This is a genomic window from Chitinophaga polysaccharea, assembly GCF_007829335.1.
GTDB classification, from domain to species: domain Bacteria; phylum Bacteroidota; class Bacteroidia; order Chitinophagales; family Chitinophagaceae; genus Chitinophaga; species Chitinophaga polysaccharea_B.
This window is the reverse complement of the sequence record NZ_VIWO01000012.1, coordinates 141,773-155,009: the sequence shown is the minus strand read 5'-3', so window position 1 is coordinate 155,009 and position 13,237 is coordinate 141,773. Positions and strand designations below refer to the sequence as shown.

Below are 13,237 nucleotides of genomic sequence, written 5' to 3'. Positions count from 1 at the left end.
TTTCAGTTATCGGTTATAGGGTCTATTGAATAGTTTTGGAAATTCCGCAAAAATTTTGAACACAGTATAAAAATGCGATTACCGTCTACACTAATGTATAAATAATATAGTCAACCATATTATGAAGAAGTTTTTAGTCCTTTTATCGCTGTTTGTTGTGTCTGTTTCATGCTTTTCACAGACTCAGCATCCAAATGGAAAGTTTTCAGTGCAGCTTAAAGCAGGTGTTGCTATTCCAATGGGACGTTTTGCCCATAAATCATTTTCAGCTTCCCCTCATGATACTTCAGGTAACGCATTAACCGGATTTTCTGCTGATGTCCTGATAAAGTATCAGTTAAAAAAATCACTTGGTATTTCCTTAATGATTGGTGGATCAATAAATAAACAAGATGAAGCGTATCTGATGAATGAAATAAAAAAGCAAGGTACAGATCAAATGATCGTAAATGTTAAGACCGAAAGTTGGAAGGTATTTAAGGTAATGCCTGGTGTATATTATTCTATTCTATTTTCGTCTAATTCTAAGTTTGAATTTACACCGATGTTATCAGTGGGTATCTGCAAAACAAGTGTACCTGGATTTAGATATGCATATGATTCTCCATCTTTATCCGGTCCAAGAGGGGGTTTTATTAAAGACAAAGAAAAGTTACCGATAACATTCTGCTATGACGTTTCGCTGGCTTTGAGTTATAAATTAAGCAAAAAAGTCTATTTACTGTCTGACGTCAATTACTTCGGTGCGGCGCCAACGATGAAATACAGCTATTATCCTAACTGGCCGGAATTATCAAATTTAACCTCGGCGAGGAAGCATTACTCGCTGGCATCGCTGAATTTGCAATTGGGAGCTGGAGTTAGATTTTAAAATTGAAACTCTTTCAGAGTTTATGCGTTTGTATTGAACAAATTTGATATTTAAGGCTCAATGCAGTTTTTGATCGAATCAATTTATTTGAATTCAATCAACTGTTTGGAATTTCGGAACAGTTGATTGAATCCTACAAAGGATATAGTTTTCCAGATATTACTTCCAATCCCAGGGATGATTAGAGGATTCGCGCCAGGCTTTTTGTCCGAAAGACAAATGGTAAAGTTCATTTATTGACGGGTCAATTTTTGTTATTTGTTCCAGGCTTACCAATTTAGTATCTGTAAAATTGGGTTCTTGCTCGCTATGAAACTGCCAGGCACCATCGTCATTATGATAAACGTATAAAATAAGCTTGCCCTTCAGAACGTGGCTGGTCGTATATACGCCCGCGTTTCTTTCCTCATAAAACTTGAAATCTGTATTTCTGTCAAGAAGAGGTTGCTTAAATTTCAAGTTAGGATTAAATCCTTGCTCCCACGGAAACAATGATTGTTTATCGGGCCATACCATTTGTAATGAAGGATAGTTAGCAGTACGATAGAAAATATTACCTATCGCCATATAATCAGAATGGTATGATTTATCTACTGACAGGAACTGTACAGGATAATTTTTTATAAACTCATCATAAAATATGTCTGTATTTAAGGGGCTGTTATTACTTATTGACACGCAGGCATTATTTAACAAATCCCCTAATGAGTTTGTTGATAAACCAAAACAGATAATTTCCGGATGGTTGAATTTTTGATACAATCCAATTGTATACGCGTATCCTGGCAAGTACTCGTCAGGTTCTACCAAGACGGTATAGCATCCATATTGATCAATTTTATTTTGTATTTCTTCACGGGAGATGGGGCCGTGGTCGAGTGGGTCTTGAGTCAAGGGTTATGATTTTACTGTTTATTAGTTATATTTTATTTGGGTAATGCTAAAATATTGGCTCCTCCCATATCTTCCAAATATCCCCCTTATTTAGTATATTCAAGTATCTAATCAATAAGTTAACCTATAGACGATGACAACCTTCGAACAAGTCAAGGATGTTCCCTTTCGGGTCCGGGTGAGGTCAAAAGAACGTATATGGTGTATCTGCACATAGGGTCATAGCGATTTAAGAATTGATGTGAGGCCAGATAAGGGATACCATTTAGCTTACTCAAAACCAGACGGGCCTTTTATTCCAGAAGGGAAAGTTCACTATTAATGAATGTATTAATAATATATATAAAATAAAATAGGCTGATCAATAGTTAACTATGAAGAAATTCGGAAGTTCCACATTTGCGTCATCTATTGTCCTATTTTTAGTTGTCAAGTATAGATACCAGAGTGAATAAAACGGATAATAACGTGTCCGGATTATTAAAGGTTACGATTGATTTCTATATGCAACAATGGTATAATAAAATAGACCCGGTATTAAAAGACGCTGTTCAAACCGTCTTAATTCTTGAAAGTTCCGATCCCCCTCAGCCGGAAGATTTGCCAATATTTACCAACGGCATGTCTGCTTTATTATGTACATCACAAAATAAGGAAAATCGCCTGTCACTGTTCGGAAAGACCGTTCCAACAGAAAGATGGGCAGAATGGGGAAGCGCATCCCTGATCGCATTTTTCTTCAAACCATTTGCCATTGGTCCGGTTTTTAAGCTATCTGCCCAGCAACTAAAAAATGAACCCATCGAGCTGAATTGTTGGAATCCACAAAAAACAATGGCATTGAACATTCAGCTAGCTTATGCTTCGTCAACAACAGAAAAAGTAGAGATTCTACATCAGTTTATTCTCTCCCAGGTTACCGCCAATCGTCGGGAATGTGCGATCATCCGATATGCTACCGACAAAATGTTGGAAAACCCTGACGCTGATGTGTTGGCTCAGATGCTGCAGGAACTCAATCTCACAGAAAGAACCTTTCAACGGATCTTTAAAAAATATGTAGGAATAACGGCCGGTGAATACCGGCGGATCTGTCAGTTCCAGTTGGCTTTTTACCAGTTAAAGTCTGGCCAGTTCGATAAATTGACTGACGTAGCATATGCCAACGGTTATTTCGATCAGAGCCATTATATCCGTTCTTTTAAGGAATTCACTGCAACTACGCCCAATGACTACTTGCAATTTGGGTTAAAGAAAAAATAATGTCGGTTTTATACAATGCCACATTGGGTGGCTGGTTCACCTTTACATAAAATTTAAATGTATGAAAGAACTAATCACGCCTTGCTTATGGTTCGATAACCAGGCAAAAGAAGCCGCCGCTTTGTATTGCAAGATAATTCCCGGCGCAAAAATAGTAATGCAATCGCCTATTGTTACCGAAATAGAAATAGGCGGACAACATATCACGTTACTGGATGGAGGTCCTATGTACAGACCCAACCCATCCATTTCATTGTATTACATCTGTGAAACAGAAGCAGAATTAGACAGTATCTGGGAGGAATTATCCAGCGGCGGCTTTATATTGATGCCTTTGGATAAGTATCCCTGGAGTGAAAAATACGGCTGGGTGAGTGACCGGTTTGGTATTTCATGGCAGATTAGCCTGGGGACAATAGCAGCAGTTGGGCAAAAGATCACTCCTTTTTTGATGTTCGTTGGAGATCAGTATGGCCGTGTGGAAGAGGCTATCCAGCACTATACTTCGATATTCCCGGATTCAGCAACAGATGGGATACTCCGTTACTCACAAAATGAGCAGCCCGACATTGAGGGAAAAGTAAAGCATGCTGTGATAACCCTTGGTGGGCAGAAGTTCATGTTAATGGAAAGTGCACATGCTCACAAATTTGCGTTTAACGAAGGCGTTTCCCTAACGATCCATTGCAACACGCAACAAGAAATAGATCACTATTGGGAAAAATTAACCGAGAGCGGTGCTGAAAGCAGGTGTGGCTGGTTAAAAGATAAATTTGGGGTTTCCTGGCAGGTAATACCTACTATTCTCGGAAAATTAATGACCGATCCCAATAAGGCCGGTAAGGCAGCCCAGGCATTTATGCAAATGCGAAAATTTGACATTGAACAGATTATACAGGCAACGCTTCAGTAAATCTTGATAAAAGCCAAAGCAACTAAGGCCCGGTGGCTTTGCTTTATAAGCATTGCCGCCTGGCTGGCTGTCACCTAATTTGGGATTACTTCTCATTGTAGAGAAGGGAAATTCAGCTATCCTATTGACAATGTCTTTAAAACAGCCTAATTTGGTTATCACCAAAATCAGCAAGGCATGCTTCTTCTCACCCGTCGGATACTTTTATTCGCGTTACTGCCTTTATTTGCGACAGCGCAGCATATAGCATCTATAAAAGAGTATAAAAAGAGCTATAAGACATACCCGTTTTCCGATCCCGATCCCGTGGCTGGGCAGCGGATATACCCGTACTTTCGGTACGACGGCTTCACCGATAAGTCACAGCAGCAAGATTGGAAGGTAGTAGAACTCGAAAATGATTATATCCGCCTGATGATTATGCCAGAGATAGGAGGAAAGATATGGACAGCCATTGACAAACAAACGGGGAAATCTTTCCTCTATGAAAATGACGTGGTGAAGTTCCGGGATATTGCCATGCGAGGGCCCTGGACAAGTGGTGGAATAGAATCCAATTACGGGATCATCGGCCATACGCCTAACTGTGCCACGCCGGTGGATTACCTGGTGCGTAAAAACAGCGACGGCAGCGCCAGTTGCTTTATCAGCACACTGGACCTGCTTACGCGTACTAAATGGACCGTTGAGATACGCCTGCCTGCTGATAAAGCTTATTTCACAACCCGCTCCACCTGGCACAATGCTACGCCTTTTGTACAACCTTATTATTCCTGGTCGAATGTAGGTATTCCTGTGGGAAATGACCTGGAATTCCTGTATCCGGGCAATCATTATATCGGGCATGATGGAAAACCAGGACCATGGCCGGTCGACAGTGCTCACGGAAAGCAGCTGTCGTTATATGCGCAGAATGATTTCGGGGCAGATAAATCGTTCCATGTGCTGGGTGTGCACAGTAATTATTTCGGTGCTTACTGGAAACAGCAGGATGCCGGTATGATCCGTTACGCCAGCCGGGAAGACAAGCTGGGTAAAAAGATCTTTCTGTGGGCACTGTCGGACCAGGGGAAGATATGGGAACAGTTGCTGACTGACAAGAGCGGCCAGTATTGCGAGATACAGAGTGGGCGCCTCTTCAACCAGAATGTTGTAGGTAGTAGTCATACGCCATTCCGCCAGACCGGCTTTCAGCCTTATGCAACCGACAGCTGGGAAGAATACTGGTATCCTTTCAGTGGCACCGATGGCTTTACGGATGCCAGCTTGCAGGGCGTAATACATGCTAAACAAGCCGGTAGTGAATTGTCGGTAGTGTTTTCGCCTGTGGTATCTCTTATAGATACTTTGAAAGTATATGATGCCAACAATCACCTCTTGTACCACCAGGCGGTGCAACTGCAACCTTTGCAGACAGCGCGCTATGTATGTCCGCTGCCAGAGGGTGCACGTGCAGTGAAGATTGTATTGAGAGATATGGAGACTTCGCCCGACGGCACTGCAACACCGGTAGCACTGGAACGCCCGCTGGCGCGGCCGGAAGGATTCAATGAGCAGGGAGCATATGGTCTTTACCTGATGGGGCGCGACCAGCTACGGTTCAGGGACTATGCCGGCGGAGAAAGTAAGATCAGGCAAGCTCTCGACATAGATCCATATTTTGTTCCTGCTTTGACAGAAATGTCGTTTATCCACTACCGTAAGTTGCAGTACGATTCCGCTTTCTATTGCGCTAAACTAGCGCTCTCTATTGATACTTACGATGCCGGTGCCAATTATCACTATGCCCTCGCTGCAGCAAAGCTGGGCCGGTTTTATGATGCGCTGGACGGGTTGGAGGTAGCGGCGCTTACGCCCTCGTTCCGCAGCGCTGCCTATACCGCACTATCAAAAATGTACCTGCAAAAAAATGACGGGGAGAAAGCCATTGCTTATGCTGTGAAAAGTTGCGTGGATAATAGCCGGAACATCAGTGGACTATTATTGCGGGCAGTTGCCAGCCGCCGTTCTGGTAAGCTGGAGGAGGCCAGGGCAGCATGTGATAGCCTGCTCACGATCGATCCCTTATGTCATTTTGCCCATTTTGAGCAATACCTTCAGCATAAAGATGAAGCCCACAAAGCGGCTTTCCGCTTGCAGTTGCGGAATGAGTTGCCGCATGAAACCTACCTGGAAATGGCTGCGTGGTACAGCGAAATGGGCCTGACGGATGACGCCCGTATTTTGCTGGACCTGGCGCCCGCGCAGTCAGAAATCCTTTACTGGAAAGCTTACCTGCACCAGGGAGATGCCGATGTATCGCACTATATCGCTGCGGCAGATAGCAGCAGCGCCATGATGGTATTTCCATTCCGGGAGGAAAGTGTGCCGGTGATGCAATGGGCTATGGCGTATAGTCGCAACTGGAAGCCGTCGTATTACCTGGCACTGATCTACCTCTTCCGGAATGACAGTGTGGAAGCCATGAAGCTATTAAAGGCCGTTCCGGCGTCTGTGCATTTCGCACCTATGTATGCCTTACGTGCACGCCTATACGCCCCGGAAGATGCTGCACAACGACATGCCGATCTGGCGCGGGCTGCGCAGATAGCGCCAGAGGAATGGCGTTATGGAAAAATGTTGACGGAACAACAGGTAGCCGAAAAATCATATGATAAGGCCCTTGGACTGATTACTACATATCATCGCCGTACGCCGGAGAATTATATTATTGGCATGTTGTATATACGCTGCCTGGTTTTAAATAAGCAGTATGCGGCAGCAGAAAGGGCTTTGGCCGATAGCAGGGTGTTGCCTTATGAAGGCGCTATGGAAGGGCAACGGTTGTATCGCAAAGTGAAATTATTACTCGCTATAGATGCTATTGGAAAGCAGCGCTATGGCATTGCCCGGCAAAAGATCGCGGAGGCGCGGTTATGGCCATTGCACCTGGGAGCCGGCGCACCCTATCCTTCGGAACGTCATGAACAGCAGGAAGACGCACTGGATGAAGTAGTAGCGGGCGGTAAGCATACCGTTCCTGCGGAGCTGCAACAAGCTATTGAAGCAATGTAAAACCCCATTTTTGCTGAATAAATCCTCACAGGTACAAACGAGGTTTAACGAGCCTCGTTTGGCCGGTCGCCATATCTTATAAAATAGTGAGAAATCGCTGGTTAACAAGCGTTTTTGATTTTATTTTATTAAATAATGATCTTATTTTAACATTTCTTTAAAAAAGTTTTCAAAAAGTTGGGCGACTAAAAAAACTTTGACTAGGTTTGAGAAGAGGAAAAAAAGCGTTAGGACCGGAGGACATGCGAGTCGTTTCGTCATTTTGGAAAAGCTAAAACGTTTTATAGAAAACTGATAGCCTGTTTCATACAAGGTATATCAACCTACAACAATTTATTTCCTAAACTATAAATTCAATCAGGATCACAACAATTAAAAGGATTAGATTGTTTTTAAGCAATCAACCAGAATTTTACTAAATCGGGCGTTTTTATCAATCACTTGTCATTCGTAAGCATATGTACGTCAAAATGTTTCTATCACAAAGTAGCGTTGTCAAGCAATGAGTGATGCCTTGCAGGCAAGATACCTTTATTCCATTTCAGTAAATCAAGCCACCTGAATATTGGCATTTATGTTATGAATAGCGCAACAGCTACCGCTTTGCAGAAAAATATTAATCAAAAGTATGAGTACTAAACACATAAAACGGTACTCCTATAAATCCGGCCATTATCAGCAGCAGGAATTGAATTGCGTAGGCGAGCGGGTAACGGCGTTCCAGGCTATAGTGCTGAAACCATGAACAAGCTGAGCACCTTCGGTGATTTCAGCCAAGTATACTTTTCCACTTATAATCTATACCAAATAAGTTCTATTCAATTTAAAAACAAAAAAATGATGCAGTCAACCAAAAGATGTCTCTTGCTTTTTATGCTCTTTTGCATAGGAAGCATGTTTGCCTATGGGCAGGGAAAAATGACGGTTTCAGGAACTGTCAAGGACGCTACCGGCGCAGTTCTTGAAGGTGCTACCGTGGGCGAAAAAGGAACGTCCAACGGAGTGCTGACCGGCAAGGGAGGTAATTTTACCATCAATGTTAAACCAGATGCAAAACTGGTCATTTCTTATATTGGGTTTGTTACCCAGGAATTGCCCGCCACCGCTTCTATGCAGGTAAAATTGGTTCCAAGTGTTCGAACTGCTGATGAGGTGGTAGTTACGGCCTTGGGTATCAAAAAACAAGCGAAGGCGTTAGGTTATGCGGTATCCAAAATAGATGCCGACAGGATTATGGTCAGCGGTACACCCTCCAATCCTTTACAGGCACTCTATGGGGCCGCACCTGGCGTGCAGGTGGGAGCTACAGCAGCAGGTCCTACTGCGGGGATGAAAATCAATATTCGTAATGCGGTATCTTTCGACCAAAATTCTACCACACGTCCGCTGATCGTTGTAGATGGGGTTCCCATTCACGACCAGAATACGCAAATGGGTTACGGTGCTACAGATCGCGATAACGGAACAGGTATTAACGATATCAACCCTGATGACATTGCCTCTATGGAAATTTTGAAAGGAGCTAAGGCATCGGTACTGTACGGTAGCGAAGGCGCCAACGGTGTGCTGTTGATTACTACCAAAAGCGGTGCTAAAGGAAAAGGACTGGGAGTGGCAGCGTCTTTTACCACTTCATGGGATCGTGCGGCGTTCCTGCCTAAACTGCAAAATGAATATGGAACAGGTTCCAGCCCCAGCAACTCCAGGAATGATGCGCAGGGATATTATTTGGTGGATGGAAAAAGGACATTGGCCACTACATTGGGCGATGGTACTGGTGCACAGGCATTTGGACCAAAATTCGACCCAAGCGTGAAAGTGATGTGGTGGGACGGTGTAGAAAGACCATGGGTGGCGCAAACCAAAAATATCTACAATGATCTTTACCAAACAGGGCATCAAAACACCACCAACGTGGCTTTAAGTGGCGGTAATGACCAGGGACAGATCCGTTTTTCATACACTAACACAAATATGACCCCCATCAGGCCAGGGTCAAGGTTTGACAAAAATACGTTTAGCCTTAACTCATCTTATAAGTTAAACGATAACATCACCCTTAAATATACCGGCAACTTTTTTATATCCAAAAACCTGAATGCTGCCAACCTGAGTACCATGAACGGAGAAGGTCAGCAGGCGGAAATTGGAGCATTTAGTGCCGATATCAATGTAGGCTTGTTAAAGTCGCATTTACTGACACCTGACGGGTATAATTACTTTGCCAACCCTAGCCTGAGAAACTTAATTTCCAATGGCCGGAAGGGAGTAGTAGGCTTTCTCTGGGATCAGCTCGAGAATCAATCTATTTTTACCAGGTTACATAATATCCAGTCTTTATCTGCTGATATAAAACTCACCAAGATATTCAGCGCCACATTAATGGGTGGTATGGATTACAGTACGGAGAGAAATGAGTATAAAGGTAAATTATTGGATCCCCAGTTATTAGGGCCTAATAGTGGTTTCATGTACAGTGATGTAACCAACACCTACAAGACTACCTATGGACAGGGCATGTTGAACTTCGATACCAAAATAAATTCTGATTTTGATTTATCTGGTTTTGTGGGTGGTGTAGTCAGAAAGAACTACACAGAAGGAAAAGGTGCATCCGTGAATGGTTATGGACAGCTTGTTATTCCTAACTATTTCTCCTTTAATAACTTACCATTAGGCGTACAACCTCAGTACCAGTTTACAAACGGACAGGATTTGCTGTATAGTTTAATTGGATCAGCACAGTTAGCATGGAGAAACCAGGTGTATATTGAAGCACAGGGAAGAGAAGACTGGTCATCTATTTTGCCTCCGGGATATAATCATTATTTCTATCCTGGTATAAGTGCGGCGTGGATCTTAAGCGAAAGCTTTAAATTACCTGCCGTGTTCGAATATGCCAAAGTGAGGGGATCATTTGCTACAGTAGGTCGTCCTGGCCCACGCTATTTCAGTAACGTGAACTATACTACCTCTCAAACTGGTGGTGGTTACGTGTTGACTCCTCCTGCTGATCTTCCTCCAATGGATGCCAATGGTAAGCCAAACTTAAAACCTGAGCGTAAACGTGAATTCGAACTCGGTCTTGAAACTTACCTATTCCAAAACAGAAGAATTGGTGTAGATTTATCTTACTACAGATCCAATATCTATGACCAGATCATGGCGGTAGCTGCTCCTCCGGGAATGGGTGTTAAAAATATCCGTATGAACGCTGGTAATGTGATGAGCACGGGATGGGAACTGGCTATTAAAACCAAACCAATCTTGACGAAAGATTTTGAGTGGGATGTCAATTTAATGTTTGCCCGCGGCAAAACCGTTGTTAAGAAACTTGATGGCAAGTTACAATCTCTCACCTTGTGGAATTCCTTCGGTGCAGTGAATACAGTGGCGAATATTGGAGAGGAATATGGCCAGATTTACCTGACTAAGTCAACTTATACTTACAACAATCCAAATAATGCCAATGATCCGGCCAATGGCAAGAAAGTTGTAAATGCTGCTGGTTCTGCCTATGACTACCAGAGTACTGCAAAATTGATCGGCAAAACAATTCCTGACATATCAGGCGGATTTTTCACTTCTTTTGCCTACAAAAATGTTCGCCTCATTGCCAATTTAGACTACCAGTTTGGCGCTACTTTCCTGTCAGGTTCGGAAACTTATATGATGGCTGCCGGTGCGTTGAAAGAAACATTGAAGTATAGAGATGAGGCACATGGCGGGGCTGCGTATTATTTAGATGCAAATTCTAACAAAGTGGCAGGTACAAACCCTAATGGCGGACCAACCTTCCACGACGGTGTGATATTGGATGGCGTTACCGCGGATGGCAAACCAAACACAAAAGTGGTATCTGCAGATAGCTATTACTACGACTCTTATTTTTCTAATGGCTTCTTCCCTGAAGACAGGATCTTTAAAAGTGATTACGTAGCACTGCGTAACGTAGCTATCGACTACACTTTGAGCTCAAGTATTGCCCGCAAGGTACGTATGAGCAACCTGGTAGTATCGGTTTTTGCAAACAATGTAGGTTACCTTTACAAAGCTGCTCCGAATTCAATACCTGAATCAACCAACGGAACAGGTTGGGGCGTAGGTTCCTACGGAACAACTGCATTGCCTGCTCAGCGTTCAATAGGTATTTCTATCAAAACTAAATTCTAAAAACAACTAAGATGAAATACAGCAAAATAAAATCATTTTTCGTACTTACGTTGTTACTGTCCTCTGTAGCATGTAAGAAGAAACTGGAGGACTTATATCAAAATCCTGATGGGTATTCGAAAGATATGGCTGATAAAGCGGGAGTAAGCGTTATCTCCGGATTCTTCACGTCTCAGCTAACCCAGGGATTCTTCCTGACTGGTGACTATGGTTCTGTTTACCACCAGGTAAGAAGCGGAGAGAGGATTACGGCCAGTGCTGTCCAGATTTATAACACCACTACCGAAGGGGGCGCTTACGCGCTCAAAGATGTTGAACATGACTGGGGTACCGGCGGTTTTAACGAATCTATTTTTAACTTCGTTAATACGCAATGGATTACACCCATACTCTGGGCACAACGTGAATACAATAACACACCACAAGCTAAACGAACCAATTTAGATAGCCTATACATTACCTTAATGCATGTTTTAAAAGGTTATGCTTACCAGAGAGCAACCGACATGTACGATAAGGTTCCGTACATTGAAACAGGGTCAGCGGGCGGACTTGATGGTGTTAAAGCGAAATACCTGGGCCAATCAGATATCTATCCGAAAATAATCAGTGATTTCAAAGCTGCCGATGACGCGTTAGCAACGATAACGCTGACACCTACCCAGCAGGCAGCATTCAACCAACAGGATATCCTTTTTGGAGGAAATATCCTGAAATGGCGTAAGTATGTTAATTCATTAAGATTGCGTTGTGCAATGAATGTAAGTGAGGTTACCCCTACACTTACCCGGCAGGTGCTTACCGAGTTGCAAGGCAAGCCTTTAATGAGCGACTATAACGACGTGGCTGGCGTAGCCGACATCGCTGTTATTGCACTGAACCGTATTTGTAATGAATTAGGTATTACACGTGCGTTCAGGGAAAGAGGGCTTGATTGCCGCGCCGGAAAGAAATTCCTGCAGGACGTGATGAATTGTCAACCAACCGTAGGCAGTAAAGTGGTAAACGGACAAACGCTATCCTATTTTAGCGGTGATAATTCCGCAGCAGGTTTAGTAAATGGTACTGTTGACCCACGTGTTGCTTATATCTTCGCTCCGGACTGGAGTGGCAGATACCTGGGGGCTGATACAAAATGGGATGGCAATAAGGATCCAAATAGTTATTTAAACCAGGTTTTGCGTGGCTTCTATATCAACGATCCTATTTTGACCGATATTTCCAAAACAACCTTATACTACGGCGTAAATAAGTCCATCCAATTGGATGCAGCGTCAAAAGCAGATCTGAGTAAGCGGGAGTCATTCCTGTTAAATGCACTTCGCAGTGCCGTTGCCAATGGCGATGACAATGATGGAAACGTAGGTACAGCAAGCAACCTGGTTGCTGAGTACAATGTTCGCGCGCAATTTAACTTTGCACTAAAATATCCAACCATCCATGCGGTTGAAACCGAGCTGTCACTGGCTGAAGCAGCAGTAAGAGGTTTCGGTCAGCTGAATGGTGCTGCCCGCGATCACTATAAGAATGCGATTATCTTATCCTGCAAATATTGGTATGACCTGAATAACTCGAACCAATATTCCAAGACAACTTTACCGGCCATGCCAACCACCATGGATGATGCAAGAATCAATGCCAAGCCTGCCATGGAGTATAATGCAAGTGTTTATGCAGAAAATGCAGCACAGAAATTTGATGCCATGTCAAGCACGCAGAAGGTTCAGGCAATTTTCAACCAGCTTCAACTGCACTACAATATGTTGAACTTTGAAGTGCCCTATACCGCTGCTCGTAGGTTAATTAAATACCTGGGTACCAATCCGGCTGCTATGTATGATGTATACAAGTGGAAAGAAAGAATGACTTATCCAAGTAGCGTTCAGGCTGCTGATCCGGAAGGTTGGTCCATTATTAGTCCTACTAATAACCCGGATCTTCCTGTATGGTTTACCGGTCGTACTACCAAATGGAAGAATGTATTAGAATAGAGCGTGGCAATAGTTTAGTAGAAAAGTGAAGACAACAATAAAGCCGCCTTTGGGCGGCTTTGTTGTTTTAGTACACCC

General features: G+C 43.3%; 7 protein-coding genes. 6 read left to right on the top strand and 1 reads right to left on the bottom strand.

Annotation, left to right across the window (positions count from 1 at the left end; genetic code table 11):
- Positions 1-121 precede the first annotated feature (121 nt).
- Positions 122-871 (top strand): hypothetical protein, encoded by a 750-nt coding sequence (locus FHW36_RS28095; RefSeq protein ID WP_145674361.1) that lies wholly within the window; start codon positions 122-124, stop codon positions 869-871.
- 159 nt (positions 872-1,030) lie between these two features.
- Here FHW36_RS28095 and FHW36_RS28090 read toward each other — a convergent pair whose 3' ends face one another.
- The gene (locus FHW36_RS28090) at positions 1,031-1,765 is read right to left on the bottom strand and encodes a DUF4262 domain-containing protein (protein ID WP_145674354.1); all 735 of its coding nucleotides are present in this window, start codon (positions 1,763-1,765) and stop codon (positions 1,031-1,033) included.
- Positions 1,766-2,233: 468 nt separating this feature from the next.
- Between FHW36_RS28090 and FHW36_RS28085 the strand changes: the two genes are divergently transcribed.
- The 5 genes from FHW36_RS28085 to FHW36_RS28065 all read left to right on the top strand — a co-directional run bounded on the left by FHW36_RS28085 (position 2,234) and on the right by FHW36_RS28065 (position 13,159).
- Positions 2,234-3,028, top strand: coding sequence for a helix-turn-helix domain-containing protein (locus FHW36_RS28085; RefSeq protein WP_145674350.1), 795 nt, complete (start codon positions 2,234-2,236; stop codon positions 3,026-3,028).
- Positions 3,029-3,089: 61 nt separating this feature from the next.
- Positions 3,090-3,941 (top strand): VOC family protein, encoded by an 852-nt coding sequence (locus FHW36_RS28080; RefSeq protein WP_145674348.1) that lies wholly within the window; start codon positions 3,090-3,092, stop codon positions 3,939-3,941.
- Between the two features lie 177 nt (positions 3,942-4,118).
- A complete protein-coding gene (locus FHW36_RS28075; RefSeq protein ID WP_145674343.1) occupies positions 4,119-6,995 on the top strand; it encodes a DUF5107 domain-containing protein in 2,877 nt (958 codons plus the stop codon).
- Between the two features lie 837 nt (positions 6,996-7,832).
- Positions 7,833-11,168: a SusC/RagA family TonB-linked outer membrane protein gene (locus tag FHW36_RS28070; RefSeq protein ID WP_186452644.1), complete on the top strand. Its 3,336-nt coding sequence runs from the start codon at positions 7,833-7,835 to the stop codon at positions 11,166-11,168.
- 11 nt (positions 11,169-11,179) lie between these two features.
- Complete coding sequence (locus FHW36_RS28065; protein ID WP_145674329.1) at positions 11,180-13,159, top strand: SusD/RagB family nutrient-binding outer membrane lipoprotein; 1,980 nt, start codon at positions 11,180-11,182, stop codon at positions 13,157-13,159.
- Positions 13,160-13,237: the final 78 nt, after the last annotated feature.

What these genes read in the sequence shown, in the direction of transcription:
- FHW36_RS28095 (WP_145674361.1), top strand. Translation starts at nt 122, where the DNA reads ATGAAGAAGTTTTTAGTCCTTTTATCGCTGTTTGTTGTGTCTGTTTCA.
- FHW36_RS28080 (WP_145674348.1), top strand. Translation starts at nt 3,090, where the DNA reads ATGAAAGAACTAATCACGCCTTGCTTATGGTTCGATAACCAGGCAAAA.
- FHW36_RS28075 (WP_145674343.1), top strand. Translation starts at nt 4,119, where the DNA reads ATGCTTCTTCTCACCCGTCGGATACTTTTATTCGCGTTACTGCCTTTA.
- FHW36_RS28070 (WP_186452644.1), top strand. Translation starts at nt 7,833, where the DNA reads ATGATGCAGTCAACCAAAAGATGTCTCTTGCTTTTTATGCTCTTTTGC.
- FHW36_RS28065 (WP_145674329.1), top strand. Translation starts at nt 11,180, where the DNA reads ATGAAATACAGCAAAATAAAATCATTTTTCGTACTTACGTTGTTACTG.